At 37.3% G+C, this 22,735-nt stretch carries 18 protein-coding genes and 1 riboswitch; of the genes, 14 read left to right on the top strand and 4 right to left on the bottom strand.

Going from position 1 to position 22,735, the window contains the following annotated elements:
• Positions 1 to 2: 2 nt before the first annotated feature.
• Positions 3 to 1,322, top strand: coding sequence for a xylose isomerase (gene xylA, locus DS745_RS06205; protein WP_129077414.1), 1,320 nt, complete (start codon positions 3 to 5; stop codon positions 1,320 to 1,322).
• A gap of 556 nt (positions 1,323 to 1,878) precedes the next feature.
• On the opposite strand, the gene ahpF is transcribed toward xylA, so the two are convergent.
• Entirely contained in the window at positions 1,879 to 3,408 is a 1,530-nt protein-coding gene (gene ahpF / locus DS745_RS06200; protein ID WP_129077413.1) for an alkyl hydroperoxide reductase subunit F, read from the bottom strand.
• A gap of 12 nt (positions 3,409 to 3,420) precedes the next feature.
• Positions 3,421 to 3,984 carry an alkyl hydroperoxide reductase subunit C gene (gene ahpC / locus DS745_RS06195; RefSeq protein WP_129077412.1) on the bottom strand — a complete coding sequence of 188 codons (564 nt, stop codon included), beginning with the start codon at positions 3,982 to 3,984 and terminating at the stop codon, positions 3,421 to 3,423.
• An 801-nt stretch (positions 3,985 to 4,785) separates the two neighbouring features.
• Here ahpC and DS745_RS06190 point away from each other — a divergent pair.
• From DS745_RS06190 to DS745_RS06175, 4 genes are all read left to right on the top strand, one after another.
• Complete coding sequence (locus DS745_RS06190; RefSeq protein ID WP_129077411.1) at positions 4,786 to 5,049, top strand: phosphocarrier protein HPr; 264 nt, start codon at positions 4,786 to 4,788, stop codon at positions 5,047 to 5,049.
• Entirely contained in the window at positions 5,049 to 6,764 is a 1,716-nt protein-coding gene (gene ptsP / locus DS745_RS06185) for a phosphoenolpyruvate--protein phosphotransferase (protein WP_129077410.1), read from the top strand. The genes DS745_RS06190 and ptsP overlap by 1 nt, the downstream gene beginning before the upstream one ends.
• Before the next feature lie 55 nt (positions 6,765 to 6,819).
• Complete coding sequence (locus DS745_RS06180; RefSeq protein ID WP_129077409.1) at positions 6,820 to 7,809, top strand: Gfo/Idh/MocA family protein; 990 nt, start codon at positions 6,820 to 6,822, stop codon at positions 7,807 to 7,809.
• Between the two features lie 384 nt (positions 7,810 to 8,193).
• Positions 8,194 to 9,084: a helix-turn-helix domain-containing protein gene (locus DS745_RS06175; RefSeq protein WP_129077408.1), complete on the top strand. Its 891-nt coding sequence runs from the start codon at positions 8,194 to 8,196 to the stop codon at positions 9,082 to 9,084.
• Positions 9,085 to 9,124: 40 nt separating this feature from the next.
• Here the strand turns inward: DS745_RS06175 and DS745_RS06170 are convergent, their stop codons facing one another.
• Complete coding sequence (locus DS745_RS06170; RefSeq protein ID WP_161568187.1) at positions 9,125 to 10,387, bottom strand: SulP family inorganic anion transporter; 1,263 nt, start codon at positions 10,385 to 10,387, stop codon at positions 9,125 to 9,127.
• Positions 10,388 to 10,572: 185 nt separating this feature from the next.
• Between DS745_RS06170 and DS745_RS06165 the strand changes: the two genes are divergently transcribed.
• The 7 genes from DS745_RS06165 to DS745_RS06135 all read left to right on the top strand — a co-directional run bounded on the left by DS745_RS06165 (position 10,573) and on the right by DS745_RS06135 (position 19,248).
• Complete coding sequence (locus DS745_RS06165; protein WP_206662919.1) at positions 10,573 to 12,054, top strand: glycoside hydrolase family 32 protein; 1,482 nt, start codon at positions 10,573 to 10,575, stop codon at positions 12,052 to 12,054.
• 240 nt (positions 12,055 to 12,294) lie between these two features.
• Positions 12,295 to 12,810 (top strand): RNA polymerase sigma factor, encoded by a 516-nt coding sequence (locus tag DS745_RS06160; protein WP_129077406.1) that lies wholly within the window; start codon positions 12,295 to 12,297, stop codon positions 12,808 to 12,810.
• Entirely contained in the window at positions 12,807 to 14,153 is a 1,347-nt protein-coding gene (locus DS745_RS06155; RefSeq protein ID WP_129077405.1) for a lysozyme inhibitor LprI family protein, read from the top strand. Before DS745_RS06160 ends, DS745_RS06155 begins: the two co-directional genes overlap by 4 nt.
• A complete protein-coding gene (locus DS745_RS06150; protein ID WP_129077404.1) occupies positions 14,150 to 14,320 on the top strand; it encodes a lysozyme inhibitor LprI family protein in 171 nt (56 codons plus the stop codon). The genes DS745_RS06155 and DS745_RS06150 overlap by 4 nt, the downstream gene beginning before the upstream one ends.
• Positions 14,321 to 14,352: 32 nt before the next feature.
• Positions 14,353 to 15,519: a glycerate kinase gene (locus DS745_RS06145; protein WP_129077403.1), complete on the top strand. Its 1,167-nt coding sequence runs from the start codon at positions 14,353 to 14,355 to the stop codon at positions 15,517 to 15,519.
• 124 nt (positions 15,520 to 15,643) lie between these two features.
• Positions 15,644 to 15,846: riboswitch (cobalamin riboswitch) on the top strand.
• Between the two features lie 146 nt (positions 15,847 to 15,992).
• The gene (locus DS745_RS06140) at positions 15,993 to 18,197 is read left to right on the top strand and encodes a ribonucleoside-diphosphate reductase subunit alpha (protein ID WP_129077402.1); all 2,205 of its coding nucleotides are present in this window, start codon (positions 15,993 to 15,995) and stop codon (positions 18,195 to 18,197) included.
• 13 nt (positions 18,198 to 18,210) lie between these two features.
• Positions 18,211 to 19,248, top strand: a complete 1,038-nt coding sequence (locus DS745_RS06135) for a ribonucleotide-diphosphate reductase subunit beta (RefSeq protein WP_129077401.1) — start codon at positions 18,211 to 18,213, stop codon at positions 19,246 to 19,248.
• 145 nt (positions 19,249 to 19,393) lie between these two features.
• On the opposite strand, the gene DS745_RS06130 is transcribed toward DS745_RS06135, so the two are convergent.
• The gene (locus tag DS745_RS06130; protein ID WP_129077400.1) at positions 19,394 to 20,272 is read right to left on the bottom strand and encodes a hypothetical protein; all 879 of its coding nucleotides are present in this window, start codon (positions 20,270 to 20,272) and stop codon (positions 19,394 to 19,396) included.
• Positions 20,273 to 20,560: 288 nt separating this feature from the next.
• Here DS745_RS06130 and DS745_RS06125 point away from each other — a divergent pair, with 288 nt between their 5' ends.
• Both DS745_RS06125 and DS745_RS06120 read left to right on the top strand, forming a co-directional pair.
• Positions 20,561 to 21,535, top strand: a complete 975-nt coding sequence (locus tag DS745_RS06125) for a GNAT family N-acetyltransferase (protein ID WP_129077399.1) — start codon at positions 20,561 to 20,563, stop codon at positions 21,533 to 21,535.
• Between the two features lie 27 nt (positions 21,536 to 21,562).
• Positions 21,563 to 22,720 carry an exo-beta-N-acetylmuramidase NamZ family protein gene (locus DS745_RS06120; protein ID WP_129077398.1) on the top strand — a complete coding sequence of 386 codons (1,158 nt, stop codon included), beginning with the start codon at positions 21,563 to 21,565 and terminating at the stop codon, positions 22,718 to 22,720.
• The last annotated feature ends 15 nt before the right edge of the window (positions 22,721 to 22,735 follow it).

Raw genomic sequence — 22,735 nt, 5'->3', positions numbered from 1 at the left:
ATATGGCCTATTTTAATAATATCAGCAAAGTAACTTATGAAGGCGCAAACTCTACAAATCCTTTTGCATTTAAGTATTATAATCCGGAGGAAATGATCAACGGTAGGAGAATGGAAGAATTTATGCGCTTCGCCGTTTCCTACTGGCATACGTTTACCGGAGAAGGAACAGATCCATTTGGACAAGCAACAATGGTTCGTCCGTACAATAACTTTTCTGGAGTTGACTTAGCGAAAGCTCGTGTGGAAGCTTCGTTTGAATTCTTCGAAAAACTAGATGTACCTTTCTTCTGTTTTCATGACTATGATATCTCACCAGAAACAGAATCATTAAGTGAGACGTTTAAAAACATTGATACCATCGTTGCTATGATTAAAGACTACATGAAAACAAGCAAAACAAAATTATTATGGAATACAGCAAACATGTTCTCTCACCCACGTTGGTTACACGGTGCTGCTACTGCTCCAAACGCAGATGTATATGCTTATGCTGCAGCAAAAGTTAAAAAGGGCTTAGAGGTTGGTAAAGAATTAGGTTCTGAAAACTATGTATTCTGGGGTGGTCGTGAAGGATACGAAACATTACTTAATACAAACATGAAGCTTGAATTAGACAACTTAGCTCGTTTTTTCCACATGGCAAAAGACTATGCGAACGAAATCGGCTTTGATGCACAATTCCTAATTGAGCCAAAACCAAAAGAGCCAACGAAGCATCAATATGACTTCGATGTAGCAACTGGCATGGCATTCTTACAACAATACGGTTTACAAGATGTATTTAAATTTAACATCGAAGCAAACCATGCAACATTAGCTGGTCATACGTTCGAGCACGAATTACATGTGGCTCGTATCAACGGCATGTTAGGTTCTGTTGACGCAAACCAAGGTGATCCATTACTAGGCTGGGATACAGATGAATTCCCAACTGACCTTTATTCAACAACATTAGCAATGTATGAAATCATCAAAAACGATGGATTAGGAACTGGTGGATTAAACTTTGACGCAAAAGTACGTCGTGGTTCATTTGATCCAGAAGATTTATTCCATGCTCATATTGCTGGAATGGATGCCTTTGCGATCGGTACAAAAATAGCGCAACGTTTACTTGAAGATAAAGTATTAGAAGACTTTATTGCAGATCGTTACAGCAGTTTCACAAGTGGTATTGGTCTTGAGATCGTAGAAGGAAAAGCTAATTTCCACGCATTAGAAAAACATGCATTGGGTCTGGGCGAAATCAGTAATAAGTCAGGAAGACAGGAATATTTAAAATCAATTTTAAACAAATATATCCTTGAAGCAGTTAAATAGAGAGGGAAACATGCTGGAAATTTCAGCATGTTTTTTACGGTAGGAGGACTTATCCAAAGGAGATTGAAGAGAGGAAGTGTTGGATTCCTAAGTATTTTAGCAAAGAAAAGGTCACGGGAAAGAGGCAATGTGCCAGGTTATAGAGATGCTTAAAAAGAATGATGACTTTCAGTATATTGGCCTATCTACGGAACCTGACAATTATACGGCTTACAATTCTATGAGTCACTTGGATTTGTTAATACTGGAGAGTTATTAGAGGAAAGTGAAGTTTTTTTACTACTATGATTGTAGACGCTACCCCTTTGCGGACTCACAGGTCGCTATTTTCAAAAAAAAAAGCATATTTCCATTTTCGCGGACACAGGAGACGCTATTTGCCAGAAAACCGTGAGGAAGTGGGGTTTTTTAGTAGGATAAGGGTCACTGTGACCGCGAAAGTCTAAAATCAGCGAAAAATATGAAAATAGCGGCTTCTCAGACCGCACAGCATGTTATCAAATATCAAAACAGAAAAGCCGCTTTACTCATCAGTAAAGCGGCTCAGACTACTACTTTAATTCCTAATCAGATAATCAAAAGCACCTAATGCGGCGTTTGCACCTGATCCCATTGAAATAATAATTTGTTTATATGGACTGTTTGTACAATCTCCTGCAGCAAATAATCCAGGAACGTTTGTCGCACCATGCTTGTCTACAACAATCTCTCCGAAGCGAGTACGCTCAACCGTTTCGCCTAACCAATCCGTATTTGGTACAAGTCCGATTTGAACAAACACACCTTGTAGCTCAATATGATGAACTTTTTCAGTATCGCGATCAATGTAAGAAATACCGTTTACTTTGTCAGTACCTGTAATTTCTTTTGTTTGAACGTTCTTTAGAACCGATACGTTAGGAAGGCTGTATAGACGTTTTTGAAGTACATCATCAGCTTTAAGCTCTGGCATGAACTCAAGAACTGTTACATGATTAACAATACCAGCTAGGTCAATGGCTGCTTCAACACCTGAGTTACCACCACCAATAACTGCTACGTCTTTTCCTTCGAACAATGGTCCATCACAGTGAGGGCAGTAAGCTACACCTTTGTTTTTGAACTCTTGTTCACCAGGAACGCCAACATTACGCCAGCGGGCACCAGTTGAAATGATGACACTTTTACTTTTTAGAACCGCACCATTTTCAAGTTCAAGCTCGAAAAGGTCTTTCTTCTCTATGCGTTTTGCACGCTGTAGGTTCATCACATCAATATTGTACTCTTTGACATGCTCTTCAAGACTAGCAACAAGCTTTGGTCCTTCTGTATATTTCATGCTAATAAAGTTTTCAATGCTCATTGTGTCGAGGACTTGTCCACCAAAGCGTTCGGCAACAATTCCAGTACGGATTCCTTTACGCGCAGCATAAATTGCTGCACTTGAACCAGCTGGACCTCCACCCACAACAAGAACATCAAAAGGTTCTTTATCAGCAAACTCAGATGCATCTGGACCGCTACCCAATTTAGCAAGGATTTCTTCAATCGTCATACGACCGCCACCAAAGAATTCGCCATTAACGAAAATCGAAGGGACGTTCATAACATTTCTAGCTTCAACTTCATGCTTGAACGCTGCTCCGTCAATCATTGTGTGCGTAATGCCAGGGTTAAGAACACTCATCATGTTTAAAGCTTGGACAACATCAGGGCAGTTGTGACAACTTAAACTAACATACGTTTCAAAGTCATATTCACCCTTAATGTTTTTCACTTGGTCAATGATTTTTTGATCAACCTTTGGAGCTCGTCCACTAACTTGCAACAAAGCTAACACTAAGGAAGTGAATTCGTGACCTAAAGGTATACCTGCAAAGACAACGCCAGTATCTTCCCCGACTCGATTTACACTAAAGCTAGGTGTACGATATAACTCAGTATGTTCAACTGAAATTCTAGGTGACATAGAAGCAATCTCATCGACAAGTGCGACCATTTTAGTAGAAGTCTCATCAGATCCAGCGCTCACTTTAAGGACGATATCACCTTCCAAGAGTTGAAGGTATTGATTTAATTGCGCTTTAATATCAGATTCTAAGATCATGAAATTTGCTCCTTAAATCTTTCCTACTAGATCTAAGCTTGGTTTTAATGTTTCAGAACCTTCTTGCCATTTAGCTGGGCAAACTTCACCTGGATTGTTACGAACATATTGTGCTGCCTTAACTTTGCTCACTAGAATACTAGCGTCACGACCAATACCACCAGCATTAATTTCAACAGTTTGGATAACACCATCTGGATCAATGATGAAAGTACCACGATCAGCTAGACCACTTTCTTCGTTTAAAACTTCGAAGTTACGAGAAATTTTTTGAGATGGGTCACCAATCATTCCGTATGTAATTTTACCGATTGTTGGTGAGCTGTCATGCCAACCTTTATGTGTGAAATGAGTATCAGTAGAAACTGAATAAACCTCAACTCCAAGCTCTTGAAGTGTAGCATACTCGTTTTGTAAATCTTCAAGTTCTGTAGGGCAAACAAATGTGAAGTCAGCTGGATAGAAACAGAAAATGCTCCATTGACCTTTTAGGCTTTGTTCAGTTACATCAATGAACTCACCGTTTTTAAAAGCTTTTGCTGAGAATGGTAATACTTCTTTTCCGATTAAAGACATAATTATTTTTCCTCCTAAGATATAGTTTTTAAGAATTCTATTATAGTATAGACAAAAAACTTGCTTTCTATAATAATTCTAATTCAATATATATTATTATATAGTCGTGATTTGACTGTCAAGAAAAACGACTTAATAGTTTACTATTCTATTAAATTCGAGCTATTATTCTCCCTTCCTTGTAGATATTTATCCTCTTTTGCAAGCGGAAAGCAGTAAATGTGCAGGTTAACCTACATTTAAAATTCCCTAAAAAATCTAATGTTAGTTATTAAATCACAATGAAGGTGGTGAAGTTAGTTATGAAAATGCCAAAGGAATAAAGAAAGCGCTGGAATTATGATTTACATTTGTTGTTGAGTAAGGGAAATATTTTCAGTTTGCTCGTGTGCATTCCTTCGGTTGGAATTAAATGTCCTTATTTGATTAAATGTTGCGAAACGCCTAATCCTTGCTGGGGTTGGAGTTGCAATAGGAGGAAGCAGAAATAAAAGAAACAGCTGATTTTATTACAAGGCTCTTTTCGTATACATTGTGGCTTTTCTATCCTAAAATTATCGAAAAAATACCCTAGATGAAGATATCAGCCAATAAATTATGTGAGAAAAGAGCATTCCTTACTAAATTAGTGGTGAATTCATAGTAATTTGTGTAAAAATCCGGCTTTTGGGATTTTTACGAAAGCAACAAACTTTGCGAAAACAGCCTATTACAAAAACAAACACAGTTTATGGTGTAGCATTTGCAATAGAGGAAATGCTAAAAAAAGAATATAAAACATACATCTAGGAGGAATTTATCATGGTAGAACAAACATTTACAATTACAGATGCAACTGGAATTCATGCAAGACCAGCAACACTTTTAGTGAATAAAGCAAGTCAATTTAGCTCAGAAATTTCTTTAGTATATAAGGAAAAGTCAGTAAATCTAAAGTCCATAATGGGGGTTATGTCACTAGGTGTTGGTCAAGGTGCCCAAATTACGATTAAAGCAGATGGTGCTGATGAAGAAGCAGCTTTAGCTAGTCTTGCAGAAGTGATTAAAGGCGGGTTAGGTGAATAATGTCAATTGCTATTAAAGGGATTGGGGCTTCCTCTGGAATTGCTATTGCCAAGGCTTTTAAATTGGAACATGTGGAATTATCCATTGAAAAGAAGCAAGTTACTTCCGCTGAACAAGAAGTGGAGAGATTTAATCAAGCGCTAGCAACATCAAAAGAAGAGCTTGAGGTAATCCGTGATAAAGCTTTAGTTGATTTAGGTGAAGATAAAGCTGCGATTTTTTCAGCACATTTATTAGTCCTAAGTGATCCTGAGCTCATTGATGTGGTGAAAGATAAAATCAAAAACGAAAACGTCAACGCTGATTTTGCTTTGGACGAAGTTGCTCAAATGTTCATTTCAATGTTTGAAAGTATGGATAATGAGTATATGCGTGAACGTGCAGCTGATATTCGTGATGTAACAAAACGAGTGCTTAATCACTTATTAGGGGTAACTACGGTTTCCCTAACAAGCATTAACGAGGAAGTTATCATCATTGCTGAGGATTTAACCCCCTCAGATACAGCGCAGTTAAACCGCCAATTTGTAAAAGGTTTTGCCACTGATATCGGTGGTAGAACCTCACATTCAGCAATTATGGCTCGATCACTTGAAATCCCGTCAGTTGTTGGAACTAAAGATATCACAAGCAAAGTTGATGCTGGTATGATGGTGATTGTGGATGGGATCGGTGGGGATGTTATCATTAATCCAACTGAGGAAGAGATAACTACGTACCGAGAAAAACGAGATGCACACGAAGCGCAAAAAGCTGAATGGGAGAAACTTGTCAAAGAAGCAACGGTATCAAAAGATGGACAACATGTCGAACTAGCTGCGAATATTGGTACTCCAAATGATTTAGAGGGAGTCACCAAAAATGGGGCTGAAGGTATCGGTCTTTATCGTACAGAGTTCTTGTATATGGGAAGAGATCAATTGCCAACAGAAGATGAGCAATTTGAAGCTTACAAAGCGGTTGTTGAGGGAATGGAAGGCAAGCCAGTAGTTATTCGTACCCTTGATATCGGCGGCGATAAAGAACTACCATATTTACAGTTACCGAAAGAACTTAACCCATTTTTAGGGTTTCGTGCAATTCGACTTTGTTTAGAAAGAGAAGATATCTTCCGTCCGCAACTTCGTGCGTTGCTACGTGCTAGTGCCTTTGGAAATCTTAAAATTATGTTCCCAATGATTGCAACATTAGAGGAGTATCGTCAAGCGAAAGCAATTTTAGCAGATGAAAAAGAAAAGCTTACAAGCGAAGGTACCAAAGTATCTGATGATATCGAGATTGGTATCATGGTCGAAATTCCTTCCACAGCAGTGTCTGCAGATATTTTTGCAAAAGAGGTTGATTTCTTCAGTATTGGTACGAATGATTTAATACAGTATACAATGGCTGCTGATCGCATGAACGAACAGGTTTCTTATCTATATCAACCATATCACCCCGCTATTTTACGCCTAGTGAAATTAGTCATTAATGCAGCACATAAAGAAGGAAAATGGGTTGGAATGTGCGGAGAAATGGCTGGTGACCCAATCGCAATACCGATTTTATTAGGGTTAGGGTTGGATGAGTTCAGTATGAGTGCTAGCTCAATTTTACCAGCCAGAAGTCAAATCTCGAAGCTCTCCAAACAGGAAATTGAAGCAGTTATTGAACAACTTTTACAGTTGAGTACTGCTGACGAAGTTGAGAATTACTTAAAAAGTAATATACTATAAGTAAAAGTCTCCTACCATCCATCGTAGGAGATTTTTATCTAATGAGGTGAAAATCATGGTACGTTTTGGCCTAGTAGGAACCAACTGGATTACAGAGCAGTTTATTGAGGCAGCAAGTCTCGTTGAGGGATTTGAATTAACAGCAGTCTATTCAAGAACAAGTGAAAAAGGAGAACAATTTGCCAGTAAATATCAATTGAAGCACACGTTTACATCACTTGAGGAAATGGCCAGTAGCGATCAACTTGATGCGATCTACATAGCAAGCCCTAACTCGTTGCATGCAGAACAAGCCTGTCTGTTCATGAATTATGGCAAACATGTCCTTGTGGAGAAACCGATGGCGTCAAATTCAAGTGAGGTTCAATTCATGATTGAAACGGCAAAGCAGAACAATGTGCTACTAATGGAAGCTGTTAAATCCAGCTTTGTTCCGAGTTTTCAAGTTATTAAAGATCACTTGCACAAACTTGGGCCAGTACGTCGATTTGTCGCTTCGTATTGCCAATATTCGTCTCGCTATGATGCTTTTAAAAATGGCACCTTACTAAATGCCTTTGATCCGACTTTTTCTAACGGTTCACTTATGGACATCGGAATTTACTGTATTTACCCTTCTGTTATATTGTTTGGCAAACCAAATCAAGTAAAAGCTAATGGGTATTTGCTATCTTCTGGAGTGGATGGAGAAGGCAGTCTACTATTAAGCTATGATCAAATGGAAACAGTTATCTTTCATTCAAAAATTACAAACTCATACCTTCCATCAGAGATACAAGGTGAGAATGGGACAATGATTATCGATAAACTAAACGTTCCGGAACATGTGGAAATCAGATATCGTGATGGTAGTAGTGAAGTGTTTTCGAAAGAACAAGTAAGCAACTCAATGTACTATGAGGTAAAAGAATTCATCTATTTAATTAATAACAATAGGAGAGAGTCAGAAATGAATTCCTACGAAAACTCTTACCTAACAGCATTAATCATGGAGGACGCTAGAAAACAAATGGGGTTAGTGTTTCCTGCTGATAAGAAAAACTAAAGTAAGCGATCAACTGATTATAGGTTGATCGCTATTGTTTCGGAAAATTATTTATTCCAAAGACTATCATGGAACGTTTCTTATATTTTAATGAGTCAATTGATCTAGGTTTTGTTCTTCTTTTTTTAGGTTCAGGTTGACTGGTATCTAAGCTATACCAGTTACTAATAATATGGTAAGAAATCTTTTTTTTCATATATTATAGTCCTCTTCGAATGGTAGTAGTTACACCTATCATACTTGAGATTACATCATCATAAATTCCTCGAAAATACGGGAAATTTGGTGAAAAAAGAGGACTTTCAAAGAATTTTCTCTTCTTTTTCACTATTTTTATAAATATATTGATAAAATTGAAGTATACGATTTTTTCGGAGGTCTACTATGAATGATATTGGCAAGAAAGTTAAAGATTTAAGAAAATATTGGAAAATGACTCAGGAAGAACTTTCTGAAGGTATATGTTCTCAAGCCATGATAAGTACGATAGAAAAAAATGAAAATGTTTATATATCGGCGCAGCTTCTATACGAAATTAGTGAGCGCTTAGGGGTAACAATCGATTACTTTTTTCAAGATGATACAAAGACACCGACCTACAACTATGTACAGGAAACCTGCAACCAAATAAATGAACTTATTCGTAAAAGATGTTACAGTGAGGCTTATGATATAGTGAAAATCGAAAAAAATAATCCTCAGTTTACTAACGTTAAGCACTTAAAACAATACATTTTATGGAGAGAAGCTATCTGCGTCAATTATCTTAAAAATGATAAAGAAACAGCGGAAAAACTGTATGATCAAGCTCTTTCACTATCAAAGACAAGTGCAAAAAACTATTCAGTACGAGAAATTGAAATTTTGATTTCAAAGGCGATCTTGTTTAACGAGCAAGGAAGATACGTTGAAGCCGATGAGCTCTATTCGAAAATTATTGAATACGCTAAAAAATCTCCAGCTTTAACAAACAATGTTATTTTTATAAATATCTATTATAATGCTGCTAGAAATGCTAGCTTGATGAAGGCTTTTAAGAAAGCATATACACTATGTGAGCAAGGAATTTTGACGTGTAACAAAGATCAATCGTTGTTTATGCTCGGGTATTTATATTACTTAAAAGGACAGGTAAAGTTTAAATTGGATGGGAAATTCTCAGAGGAAATGTTGAGACTTTATCGCGAAGCTCTTTGGGTATTCGAAAAAAACGGGGACGAGAAAAGTTTTAAGTATGTATCAAGGAAAATTAAGAAAGTAAGCTATAAAATATAATGAAGTGGACACTCACCGAATTAGGATGAGTGTCCATTTTTTATATGATACGAATTTTTTGGATAAACATTAGCATAGATAACAGAATGCCGATTACCAATCCATAAAAAATATCGATCATTAAGGTGGAGAAAAACGTAATAAAGAATAGGATTGTTGCTTTAGAACGTGCCTTGATTAAGTCTACCATCTCTCTTAAGTTTATAAGATGGGAAACGGCAATAATAATAATCGAGGCTAAAGCAGCCATTGGTAAATAATAAAAAAGTGGCGTCAAAAATTGTAAGCTTATTAATACTAAAATAGCAGTTAGTAGTAACGAAAGGTTACTTTTCGCCCCTGAATTGTAGTTAACTGCTGTTCTTGAAAGTGCTCCTCCGACTGGTATTGCACCAATGAATGAACTTGAGATATTGGCTAACCCTAGGCCTACTAACTCCTGATTGCTATTAATCTTTTCTTTCTTTTTACTTGCTAGAGTCTTAACAACCGCATAGGACTCGAGAAAAGAAATAATTGCTATCATAAAAGCTATCGGAAATAATAGCTGAAAGATCTCTAGAGTTGGAAGGTTTACTGAGAATTGTGGTAGCCCCTTGGGAATAGAACCAATTGTAGCAACTCCCTTTAAGTGTAAGTCAAAAAATCTAACTAGTAGAGTTGAAGCGACCACCAAAAATAAAGGGCCTAAAAAGGTTATTTTGGGAATTCTTTTTAATAAGAGTAAGAATAGGAAGCTTCCTATTCCGATGCTCAATGTGAAAAAATTAATGTCAGGCAGCTTGTGATAAATATTGCTACTATAAATGAGTAAGTTCTCGTACTTAGGAAGCGATACTCCCATGAGTGACTTTATTTGATTAAGTGCAATAATTATGGCTACAGCTGATGTAAACCCTTGCACTACTAGTGGGGAAATATAGTCGAAGATTTTCCCTGTTTTCATTAATCCCATAGTTAGTTGTAGAAAACCTATAATAAACGCTAGCACAATTATTAGCTCTAAAAAGGTATTGGTGTTAGGCTTGGCTATGCTTGAAACACCGGAAAATGCTAGTAGCGAAACAATTGAGATTGGACCAACAGACAAATAGTTTGAACTTCCAAATAATGCATAGATAATCAGCGGGATCGTTGCTGCATATAATCCCATGACAATTGGCACACCTGCGATGACAGCGTACGCCATACTCTGTGGTATAAATAATATTGAGACAATGATGGCAGCACTAAGATCTCCTTTAAGATTAGAAGATTGGTAATAGATAAGCTGCTTTAATCCTGGAAACACTTTATAAAACAATTGGTAACCTCCGATTTCTTGGAATAAACAAGCCTATTAGAACTATATAAGTGAAAACATTGTTTTAGTACATTCGTTTTTGTTCAGAATAAGACCTATAGTTACTTCTAAGGAAAGGCACACAGGTTTTTATTTCAAATTTCGGTAAATTAAGTAAAGTGATAACAAAATATAGAGGTGAGTGAATGATGTTACATCAAGAACTAATAGATAAAGCAAATAAAAATATAGAAGTATTAAAGAAGCAAGTAGCAGAAAACCACTGGAGATTACACTATCATGTCGCTTCCCGAGCTAATTGGATTAATGATCCGAATGGCTTCGTCTACTATGATGGTGAGTATCATCTGTTCTATCAGCACCATCCGTATTCGGCAGAGTGGGGTCCAATGTATTGGGGACATGTAAAAAGTAAAGATTTGGCTAATTGGGAGCACTTACCGATAGCTCTAGCGCCAAGTGAGGACTATGACCAAGACGGTTGTTTTTCAGGAAGTGCGATTGAGAAAGATGGGAAACTGTATCTAATGTATACAGGTAATACTTGGACTGGAGAAAACCGTGATACAGACCTTAAACAAGTGCAGTGCTTGGCAGTAAGTGAGGACGGAATTCGGTTCAGAAAACTGGAACAAAATCCGGTTATATCAGGTGTTCCTGTAGGAAATGTAAATCCTAACCATATCCGTGATCCGAAAGTATGGAAACATGGCGAATATTATTATTGTGTCTTGGGTTCAAAGACAAATGAAGAAGCTGGTCAAATTCTTCTGTATCGGTCTACTAATTTAACTGATTGGGATTTTCTTAGTATGGCTGCAAAAGGAGAAGGCAATTTCGGATTTATGTGGGAATGTCCAGATCTTTTCCACTTGGACGGCAAAGATATACTCGTGATGTCGCCACAAGGTGTTAAGCCTGAAGGGGATCTTTATCATAATTTACACCAATCTGGTTATGTAATTGGATCATTAAATTATGAAACTGGAATTTTTGAACATGGCCCATTTACGATGCTTGATTATGGGTTTGATTTTTACGCACCGCAAACTACCCTTGATGCTAAGGGACGTCGTGTGATGGTATCTTGGATGGCCATGTGGGAAAGTGACATGCCAGAAAGAGAGTTTGATTGGGCTGGAGCGATGACATTACCACGGGAGTTAACACTAGCAAATGGAAAAGTCATTTCTAAACCAGTACCTGAGCTAAAGGCTCTACGAGGTGAGTTTATAGAGTACCGCAACATCAAGATGAAAGGTGAAGCAAAGCTCCCAGGTATTTCGGGAGATTGCATAGAGTTAGAAGTTGTCGTGGATGCGAAAACTTCAGCTGAATTCGGATTAAAACTTCGAGTAGATGAAGAAAGACAACAAGAAACAGTACTAGTTTATCATGCGAGAGAAGAAACCCTCACGTTTGACCGAAAAAAAGCAGGAGTTGGTCCAAGAGGAATACGTAAAGCACCTGCGGTATTAAAAAATGGTCAGTTACACTTACATATTTATATTGATAAGTCATCTATTGAAGTGTTTATCAATGGAGGTGAACAGGTGATGACTGGGCGAGTGTACCCGAGTGAACAAGCAACTGGAATTTGCTTTTTTGCTGAGGATGAATTGGAAATAGTCTCCTTAAAGAAGTGGGATATAGGTAAGAGTATATAATAATGAAAGACATAATTGTTATTTTATTACTGTAGTGGCACTCGTTTGCACCAAGATTGGGAATTTCCTACCTAGGTAGAAGAGGTTGAGGAAGTTTTAAGTTAATCTATACGAAAAAGAGGAGAATACTAAGTATCTCCTCTTTTTTGATAGTTTATGGAATTTTTTAAAAGTGTAACTTTTTTCATTATCAACCGTTGATAAAGTAAAAATATATCGTTTAGAAAGGAAAGGAACCTTTTGGAGAATTCAATTATTAAGGAGCAAGTCAATCAATGGTACCTTGACTATAGCAATGACATTTACCAGTATGTGTTATTTATGATTGGTGATCATGAACGGGCAAAGGACTTTATGCAAGAGACCTTCTTACTTGCTTTTGACAAATACACGTCATTTCAAGGTGGGAGTGCAAAGGGGTGGCTTTTTCGAATTGCTAGAAACCTAACGATAGACTTTATTAGAAAGGATAGACCGATAGCGTACTTATTCAATCGGACTCCCTACATTGCATCTGAGATCAACACTCCTGAAAAAATTGCAACATTAAATGAAACAGAAAAAGAACTATACTGTGCACTCCATAAGTTAAGAAGGGCACACCGAGATGTCATTATTTTAAGAAAAATAAAGGATTTTTCGATTCAAGAAACAGCCAATATTCTTGAATGGAGCGAAAGTAAGGTAAAGACTACTTTATTAAGGGGTCTAAAAGCTTTAAAGGAGCAATTGGAAAAGGAGGGCTTTTCGCAATGAGAAAATTTGACGATTTAGACAAATGGGATAAAGAGTTTGATGGTATACAAGAAAAAATAACGATCTCAGAAGATGAAAAGTCTAAAATATTCAATCAAATGAATGTAATGTTTGATAAAAGAACCTCGAAAACGACTGGAAAGAAAAGGTCCTACCAATATAAGTACTATCTATCATTCGCTGCCGTTGCGCTCATTTTAAGCATTCTATTAGCTCCTATGTTGCAAAAAGTGGTTGAGGACAACGAATATCAGGCGCTACCTTCAGAAGAAAAACTCCTATTTGGTGATGTAACTAACATGGGTGTTGTTGAATTTATTAAAGTAAGCTGGAATGAAGAAGATATTTACTTTTATTTGAATGATGCAGATATGGTTAAAGTATCCGATGAGTTGCAGAAGTTGAAAATTACCGAAAATGAATTTGCTGAGACGCTAGAGTCGGCGCAACCTAACCAGTTTTTACTAACAATTTCTTTTAATTCAAGTGAAGAAATTTATAGTACGGTAATGGTCGATGTGAATGGAACGGTTTATATTAGGAATAGTTTTACGACAGGAGAGATACCGACTTCTTTCATTAGTGAAGGAAATAAAGCCTTTTACGAATTAGTAGGTGGCATTGTAGAAAAACAGATCCAAGACGAGGAAGAAATGGGATTAGAGGGACTACCTCCGACAGCGTTAGAAGCGGCAACAACAATAATCAGGGCACTTAAAAATGAGGATATGGCAACAGTTGCAGTATGGGCACACTACGAAAAAGGGGTTCGTTTTTCTCCTTATGCTAATGTTGATATGGAGACTGACATCGTTTTGACCAGAAATCAGTTGGAAGGTTTCATGAAAGATTCTACTAAACGAGTTTGGCGAACCTCATCTAGCTTACATCAGCAGATTGAGTTAACAAATGAAGAATATTATAAAAACTATGTATACGGTGTAGACTTCATGAATGCAGAAGTTGCATTAAATCAGATACTTGGGCAAGATAGCTCACTAGAGAACTTGACTGCAGTCTATCCTAGAGAGAGCCATGACTTCGTTGATTATCATATTGAAGCAGGCCCTAATGGAATGGGTTGGCGTAGTCTTCGACTTGTATTTGAGAAAATAGGTGAAGATCGTGCGCTCGTAGGCATTATTCATGACCAACCTGAGACCAATATAAAAGAAGACTATCTAACAAAACTTAATGATATTGAAAATAGCTTAACTGAAAACTCACAAGCTGTAACTCAATTAGAAATGATCCAGGCTCAAAGTGAGGAGTTCACTCAATGGGATGATGCTTTAAATGAAATCTATAGCGCACTTGAAATCGATTACCTCAGAGTGAAATGACAAAGCTAAGGGAAGAACAACGAGGGTGGATAAAATATAGAGATGAAGAGGCAAAGAAAAGATCAAAGGTTTTTGAAGGAGGAACGATGGAGTCATTAGAATATATTAGTACACAAGCCCGAATTACGAAAGAAAGATGCTTTGAATTAGTTGAAGAGTATATGTAGTCTCTTATTGCAGATAGGGGAGGAGTTTTCAGATGAAGATCGTTATTGCACCTGATTCCTTTAAAGAAAGCTTAACAGCATTAGAAGTAGCTAATGCAATTGAAGAGGGTTTAAAAGAAGTGTTACCCAATAGCCATTTAGTAAAAATACCAATGGCTGATGGCGGGGAGGGCACTGTTCAATCATTAGTAGATGCAACAGGGGGGACAATTGAAACCACCACTGTTACTGGCCCGTTAGGAAATACAGTTCAAGCCTCGTATGGCTTACTAGGTGATGGCAAAACAGTAGTAATTGAAATGGCTGCTGCATCAGGTATTCACTTAGTACCTTTTGATAGAAGAAACCCAATGCATACAACGACTTGGGGAACAGGAGAATTAATTAAGGTTGCGTTGGATAAGGGTGTAGAGAAAATGATCATTGGTATCGGAGGAAGCGCCACTAATGACGGGGGAGCTGGGATGTTACAAGCTCTTGGAACCAATCTCCTTGATGAAAAAGGAAATCAAATTCCTCTTGGAGGTATGGGTTTAGAAAAGTTAGCCAAAATTGATGCCTTCTCCCTCGATCCCCGTTTACAAGAAGTAAAGATTGTCGTCGCTTGTGATGTCAATAATCCGTTAACAGGCCCAAAAGGAGCTTCGGCAATTTTTGGACCGCAAAAAGGGGCTACACCTGAACAAATTCTTCAGTTGGATTACAACTTAGCTCACTATGCTGCTATTATTCGACGTGATCTAGGAAAAGACATTGAGCATCTTCCAGGCGCCGGTGCTGCAGGAGGATTAGGAGCTGGACTACTCGCTTTTCTGTCTGCTGAACTAAAGCGTGGTGGAGATCTAGTGATTGAAGCAACGAATTTGGAAGATGCAGTTCGGGACGCTGACCTAGTCATCACCGGCGAAGGTGGAATTAATCATCAAACAATACATGGGAAAACACCTACTTGCGTAGCCTTAACTGCCAAAAAACATGGTGTACCAGTTATTGCAATAGCCGGAAGTTTAACAAACGACTATAGAAATGTTCATGAGCATGGCATTGATGCGGTATTTAGTATCGTACCAGGTGTTGTATCGCTAGAAGAAGCACTCGAAAACGGATACGAAAATGTAAAAAACACTGCGCGAAATCTTGGAGCAGTCATAAAGTTGTTATCAATAAGAAAAGCATCTAGTCAGTGTAAAACTGACTAAATTCTTCCTCATTCGACTCTAGTAAAAAATAAATGATTGCAATTTATTCTTTCCTAGGATAAAATTACAACTACAATATATAGTGCGTGGCAATTGAGTTATGACTGTATATGGATAAAAGTGAATATGATTTGGAAATACAGGTGTCTAGTTTTATAGACTTAATAGGGAATTCGGTGAAAGTCCGAAACTGTCCCCGCAACTGTAAATGTGGACGAAATGAGAAAACCACTGTATAAGAACGTCACGTTTTGTGGTACTTATATGGGAAGGCTCAGAGTAGGAAGAAGCATAAGTCAGGAGACCTGCCTGTTTTCCAAGTTTCTTCGTCTTCGGGGATTGGGACTAGGAACGGTACGGGGATCTATGTATCTTTCTAGTCGCAGACCCCTTTGTTAAGCATTGTACCGTTTTTAACCTCTTCTCTGATGAAGGGGTTTTTATTTTGGTATAACTGAAAGGTGGTTACAACTATGAAGGTAGGAATTAGTTGGGAAGAGGAATTACAAGGAATTTTGAGGCAGTATCCTGATCTGGATACGATTTCGTTCCAAGGAAAGATAAATACATTATTAGATAACGTCGAAAAAGAAAAAGTCTTGCACTTATTAATTTTAGAGTCACTTGATAGAGTGACGAGTGAGGAACCAAATTGGACGTATGTTGCTGCAAGAATATATCTATTAGACTTGTATGAAGAAATTGAAAAAAATCGAGGTGGACAAGCCTATCAATCATTACATGATTTAATAGTAGCTCTTACTAATAAGGGCATTTACCGTAGTGATTTACTACAAGATTATTCTTCAACAGAAATTCACGAGTTAGAGAAAATTATTCTTCCTGAAAATGATCATTTATTTACATACATTGGATTAAAAACCTTGGCAGACCGCTATTTGGCGAGAACGCATGAAGGACTCTTATATGAATTACCACAAGAACGATTTTTAATCATTGCCATGACACTACTGAGTAAGGAACCAAAATCATTTAGATTACAATATGTCAAAGAGGCCTACTGGGCATTATCCAATCTTTACATGACGGTAGCAACGCCTACGCTAGCCAACGCTGGGAAAAGCTATGGACAGCTATCTAGCTGCTTTATAGATACAGTGGATGATAGTTTGCGAGGCATATTTGATAGTAATACAGATGCCGCAACGGTAAGTAAAAATGGTGGTGGACTTGGTTTATATTTAGGGAAAATACGGGCAAAGGGCTCTTCAATTAAAGGCTTTAAAGGCAATTCTTCAGGTGTATTACCTTGGATGAAACAGCTTAATAACACGGCCGTAAGCGTCGATCAATTGGGACAGCGTCAAGGAGCGATTGCAGTTTATCTAGACATTTGGCATAAAGATATATTGGCATTTTTAGATGCCAAACTAAACAACGGTGATGAGCGCTTCCGAACACATGACTTATTCACTGGCGTGTGTATTCCAGACATTTTTATGGAGAAAGTCGAAAACCGAGAGAATTGGTATCTATTTGATCCACATGAAGTTCGCCAAGTTATGGGTTTTTCATTAGAGGATTATTTTGATGAGCAAAAAGGTGAAGGAACATTTCGGACTAAGTATGAGGAATGTATCGCAACTGATGCTCTCTCTAGAGAAGCTATTCCTGCGATTGAAATCATGAAAAGACTGATGGTTTCACAATTAGAAACAGGGACACCGTATATGTTCTATCGAGATACGGTCAACCGTCTTAACCCCAATAAACATGCCGGGATGATTTATGGTTCGAATCTTTGTACTGAAATTATGCAAAACATGAGTCCAACTTTGGTGAAGGAAGAAGTGACTCAAGATGGAAATATCGTAATAACGAAACAGCCAGGTGATTATGTAGTTTGTAACTTAAGTTCCATTTCACTTGCAAAAGCAGTTACTGACGATGTCCTAAAACGGCTAATTCCTATCCAGGTACGAATGCTTGATAATGTGATCGACCTTAATAAAATTGATGTCCCACAAGCGCAGTTAACAAATCAAAAATATCGTGCCATTGGTTTGGGTACATTTGGTTGGCATCATCTTTTGGCTATTAAACAAGTGAAGTGGGAGTCCGAGGAAGCAGTTCGGTTTGCAGATGCTTTATATGAAGAAATTAATTATCTTTCTATTAAAGCAAGTCTAGAATTGGCCAAAGAAAAGGGTGTCTATCCGGTATTTAAAGGATCTGACTGGGAAAATGGCCAATACTTTGAAGCTAGGAACTACCAAACGGATAGGTGGCAGGAACTCAAAGAGGAAGTGAAGCAATACGGCCTTCGCAATGGTTATTTGCTAGCGGTGGCGCCAAATTCAACAACCTCGATTATCGCTGGCTCTACTGCTTCTATCGATCCAATCTTTAAAAAAGAGTACTCTGAGGAAAAGAAAAACTATAAAATTACAGTGACAGCACCTGATTTGAATGCAACGACTACCTGGTACTATAAATCTGCTCATAACATTGACCAACACTGGAGCATTAAACAGAATGCAGCAAGACAAAAACATATTGATCAGGCCATTTCATTTAATTTATATGTAAAAAATACGGTTCGAGCGAAGGACTTATTAGACCTACACATAGAAGCTTGGAAACAAGGTCTAAAAACAACCTATTATGTTCGATCAACAGCTACAGAGTTAGACGATTGTGAAAGTTGTTCTAGTTAGGAGGGATGAGTCAATGACCACATTACACCCGAGGAAATTATATGATGTAACCGCACCAAATGCATCTACAGGCATAATTAATGGCCAAAGCTCAAATGTTTTAAACTGGGATGATGTTCGCTTCCCTTGGGCTTATCCACTCTACAAAAATATGTTAGCAAACTTCTGGACACCGTTTGAAATCAACATGTCCACAGATATCAAACAGTATGAAAAATTAAGTTTAGTAGAGAAAGAAGCATTCAATAAGATTATTGGTTTATTAGCTTTTTTAGACAGTATTCAAACAGACTATTCCATGCATGTAGCGAGATATCTAACAGACTCTAGTTTATCAGCATTAATGACGGTACTAGCTTTTCAAGAGGTAGTCCACAATCAAAGCTATTCTTATGTCTTATCTAGCGTTGTTCATAAACAAAAACAAGATGAGATTTTTGAGTATTGGAAGCATGATCCAATCCTTCGAGAAAGAAATGATTTTATCGCTGAAGGTTATAATCGTTTTATCAATGATCCAACTCCTCAAACATTGCTTGAGTCGATTGTCTATGATGTGATTTTAGAAGGTCTAAATTTTTATTCTGGTTTTAGCTTCTTCTATAACCTAGCAAGAAATCAGAAAATGGTTTCAACTTCGACAATGATCAATTACATTAATCGTGATGAACAGTTGCATGTTTATTTATTTTCAAATATTTTTAAAGAACTACGAAAAGAGTATCCTGAATTAAATAGTGAAGCTAACGACCAGTTTGTACAAGCTACATTCAGGCGAGCTGCTGAGCTGGAAATCCAATGGGGTCGTCATATTATTGGAGAAAAAATTTCTGGTATTCAAATGGAGGATTTAGAATCCTATATCAAATTTATCGCGAATAAACGAGTCAATGAATTGGGAATTGAGAGGCCGTTTGAGGGGTACCGTACAAATCCAATGAAATGGATTAAAGCCTATGAAGATGTAAACAGCAGTAAAAGTGACTTTTTCGAACAGAAGTCACGTCAATACACAAAGGTATCTGTTGATAACGGGTTTGATGACCTGTAAAAATAATAGAAAAGCACCTCCATTTTTAGAAGTTGGAGGTGCTATTTTACTCAGCATGCTTTGATAGGTTTGGTAAAGTGTTCAGTCTTGCCTTGAGAAGATATCGAGTAAAAATAGAATACGTTTTTATATTTAAGTTGTTCAGTTAATTCACTTGTTTTTTTTTACTAGACTCTTCATCTGCAACATCTTCTGTTATCTCTTGGGTATCTTCCTCGCTATTATTTTTGACTTCATGACTTTCATTACTAGTTTCGCTACTTAGACTTAATAGGTTTTCATCACGAATGCTATCCCTGTCGTCCGCAATTACTAGTTCACTATTAATAGTGCTTTCCTCCTTTAAAATACTTACACCGGCAAAGCTAACATTCCTGATCTGATTGATTGGAATTCTAATGACCATTTGTTTTTGAATTAATGTTAGATAATCTTCATAGATCTCAACAAGTAAACCGTCAATCCGATCTAGTCTATTTCTGTTAATATTAATCCAACTAAATTTTAAATTGGTTAATAATTGATTGAAGTTCTTTCCAATAATTTGACTATTCATTGGTTGGAATGTTTGAAATTCTACTTCCTGATAAGTAATATCGGATGCGCTTCTATTTGGTTCACTTATACTATGAATATAGCTGCTAGTATAGAAGGTAACTCCATCTTCTTCTGTGAAAATACCAATGTAATCCTCTTTTACTTCAACTAACATACCAGTTCTTACGTCTTGGCCACTACTGATACGTACACTTCGATATTTGAGCTTATCGAGGAGTTCATGTAGGTTTTTGGCCAGTACATACTCTGGTTCATTGTTTTCAAAGCAATTTAGTGAAACGAAACGCAAAGTAGAATCTTCACAAATCGTTTTCACATGTGCAATATTATAGTAAATAATTTCATCGGATTCTGTATGCATGACCATAAAATCTTCAGTTGTATCGACGATTTTTCCGAAACTAGTTTCATTTCCTCCTTGATAAACCCAACAAGTGCTACCCTTCAATGATTGTATATACTCCATGGTTTAACAACCGCCTCCGTCATTTAAGTTTACGTAAAATGACTATTTAGCCTACGTTTAATTTATAAGCATACTATGACCTTCTGGTTTAGTTGTGTTGGGTATCCGTTTATTTTTTGTAGAATGCGTTCAAAAGTCCCAGTAGGAAACTAAGGAATGCCATAATATTAGTAAATTTTAGTAGAAAAATAGTGTAATTTTATTTTAAAAAATATATAATTAACTTAAAATAAAATATCATTTAAAGGAATTTAAAGAAATATAAATGATAAAAAGGAGAGGTTCGTTATGAAAGAAAAAACGGTCACTCAGTTAGAATATCGTCAATATCAGGCTGGAGATGAGCAGAGTATTGTCACGTTGTGGAATTTTTGTTTACCAAAGGACCCGATCAATCAAAAACGTTTCAGAAATCTTGTTCTTCTTGACGCTAATTTTGATCCTGAAGGTTTGCGTTTAGCGTTTTCCAATGATCGACTAGTTGGGGTTGTCTATGCAGTACGGAGATTATTGCCTATGTATGGTACTGACTTAGAGTTGGATAATGGCTGGATTCCTTTTTTCTTTGTGGATCGAAACTATCAAAAGTTGAAGGTAGGATCAAGATTACTAGAGGATGCTTGTAATTTTCTGCGTAATGCCGGTCGAACGAGTGTTTTTTTTGCTTCATATGCGCCGAATTATTTACTGCCTGGGATTGATGAAAAGACATATCCTGCAGGTTTTGCATTTCTAAAGAGCATGGGTTTTTCACGATTATATTCACCAATTGCGATGGATTATTCACTCTTGAGTTGCGAGATACCAGAAGATGTAATTGAACTAAAAGAAAAGCGTGTTTCTGAGGGATTTACATTTGGCCCAGTTGAAGACGGTGACTTATATGAACTTATTAGATTTGCTAACGACAAATTTAATCCTGATTGGGGTAGAGCGATAAGAGAAGGGATTTTACAAGGCTTACCAATGTCTCGAGTCTTTGTCGCTCGCAATCCTAAACAACAATTAATCGGTTTTTGTTTATATGGAGGGTATGAAGGTATTCCAGAACGGTTTGGTCCATTTGGTGTTGATGAGGAAACACGTGGAACAGGTATTGGCAAAATTCTGCTCTATGATTGCCTAGCAGCAATGAGGGCAGAAGGTCTCCACGGGGCTTGGTTTCTATGGACAGGTGAAAAGACACCAGCTGGCCACTTGTACAAAAAAGTCGGCTTCTCAATCTCAAGAGAGTTTCACGTGATGAAGAAGTCATTAGAATAAATGGTCGTTCTTGAAGGAGGGATGAATATGGTCTCGGTAATAACAGGACTTGAGCAATTACTCTATCAATCTACTTACAAATCATTAAAAGATTTACGCATTGGGCTGGTAACCAATCATACTTCAGTGACAAAGGAACTAAAGTTTGGAATTGATGAGCTGCTCAAAGAGAATTTTAAAATAAAAAAAATCTTCTCTCCTGAACATGGGTTCCGCGGAAATAATCGTGCAGGTGATAAACTAGCGGATGAAATTGATGAACGAACTGGATTGCCAGTTTATAGCCTTTATGGTGACACTAAAAGACCAACAGCTGATATGGTAAAAGGTCTAGATGCCTTGATCTTTGACATTCAAGACATTGGTGTCAGGTTTTATACTTATATCTATACAATGGCTTACTGTATGGAGGCAGCGAAAGAACATAATCTACAATTTATCGTTTTAGATAGAGCTAATCCAATAACAGGAGTCAAAGTCGAGGGGAATATATTAGATGAAAACTTTCAATCTTTTGTAGGCTTGTACCCAATTCCGTTACGGCATGGAATGACGGTTGGAGAATTAGCGCAAATGTTTAATGAACATTTTCAAATTGGTTGTTCACTTAAGGTAATTTCTCTCAAAAATTGGGAGCGCAGTTATTGGTTTGATGAGACGAAGCTGCCTTGGGTTATGCCTTCACCAAATTCTACCTCCTTAGAGATGGCGACGCTATATCCGGGTACTTGTCTATTTGAAGGAACAAATCTCTCTGAAGGGCGTGGGACAACGAAACCATTTGAAATCGTGGGTGCATCGTGGATCAATGGTTATGAATGGGCAAAAAGATTAAACCAGCTTTCGTTACCAGGAGTAATTTTCCGTGAAACATTTTTTACACCTTATACTTCTAAATATCAAGGTGAGCTTTGTCAAGGAGTACAGGTCCATGTTACAGATCGTGAAGTAGTAAAACCGGTTGAGGTTGGTATCGCCATGATTGCTGAAGCAAAGCAACTGTACCCTAATGAATTTCAATGGTTCGAAGCGGTGCCAGGGAGATTTTTCATTGACTTATTAATGGGAACAAATGAATTTAGAAAGATAATTGATGAACAAAAATCAATCGAGCAGTGGTTAGCGAAAGAAAACAGTAAGCTAGAATCCTTTAAAGCTATTAGAGAAAAATATCTCCTCTATTAATTTCCTTTCGAAAGG

Origin of the sequence: Anaerobacillus alkaliphilus (assembly GCF_004116265.1) — a bacterium.
GTDB lineage: Bacteria > Bacillota > Bacilli > Bacillales > Anaerobacillaceae > Anaerobacillus > Anaerobacillus alkaliphilus.
This window is presented reverse-complemented; position numbering and strand designations above follow the sequence as displayed.

Bases quoted from the DNA above. Each gene is read 5' to 3' on its own strand.
- xylA (WP_129077414.1), top strand. From the start codon at position 3: ATGGCCTATTTTAATAATATCAGCAAAGTAACTTATGAAGGCGCAAAC.
- ahpF (WP_129077413.1), bottom strand. From the start codon at position 3,408: ATGATCTTAGAATCTGATATTAAAGCGCAATTAAATCAATACCTTCAA.
- ahpC (WP_129077412.1), bottom strand. From the start codon at position 3,984: ATGTCTTTAATCGGAAAAGAAGTATTACCATTCTCAGCAAAAGCTTTT.
- DS745_RS06190 (WP_129077411.1), top strand. From the start codon at position 4,786: ATGGTAGAACAAACATTTACAATTACAGATGCAACTGGAATTCATGCA.
- ptsP (WP_129077410.1), top strand. From the start codon at position 5,049: ATGTCAATTGCTATTAAAGGGATTGGGGCTTCCTCTGGAATTGCTATT.
- DS745_RS06180 (WP_129077409.1), top strand. From the start codon at position 6,820: ATGGTACGTTTTGGCCTAGTAGGAACCAACTGGATTACAGAGCAGTTT.
- DS745_RS06175 (WP_129077408.1), top strand. From the start codon at position 8,194: ATGAATGATATTGGCAAGAAAGTTAAAGATTTAAGAAAATATTGGAAA.
- DS745_RS06165 (WP_206662919.1), top strand. From the start codon at position 10,573: ATGATGTTACATCAAGAACTAATAGATAAAGCAAATAAAAATATAGAA.
- DS745_RS06155 (WP_129077405.1), top strand. From the start codon at position 12,807: ATGAGAAAATTTGACGATTTAGACAAATGGGATAAAGAGTTTGATGGT.
- DS745_RS06150 (WP_129077404.1), top strand. From the start codon at position 14,150: ATGACAAAGCTAAGGGAAGAACAACGAGGGTGGATAAAATATAGAGAT.
- DS745_RS06145 (WP_129077403.1), top strand. From the start codon at position 14,353: ATGAAGATCGTTATTGCACCTGATTCCTTTAAAGAAAGCTTAACAGCA.
- DS745_RS06140 (WP_129077402.1), top strand. From the start codon at position 15,993: ATGAAGGTAGGAATTAGTTGGGAAGAGGAATTACAAGGAATTTTGAGG.
- DS745_RS06135 (WP_129077401.1), top strand. From the start codon at position 18,211: ATGACCACATTACACCCGAGGAAATTATATGATGTAACCGCACCAAAT.
- DS745_RS06130 (WP_129077400.1), bottom strand. From the start codon at position 20,272: ATGGAGTATATACAATCATTGAAGGGTAGCACTTGTTGGGTTTATCAA.
- DS745_RS06125 (WP_129077399.1), top strand. From the start codon at position 20,561: ATGAAAGAAAAAACGGTCACTCAGTTAGAATATCGTCAATATCAGGCT.
- DS745_RS06120 (WP_129077398.1), top strand. From the start codon at position 21,563: ATGGTCTCGGTAATAACAGGACTTGAGCAATTACTCTATCAATCTACT.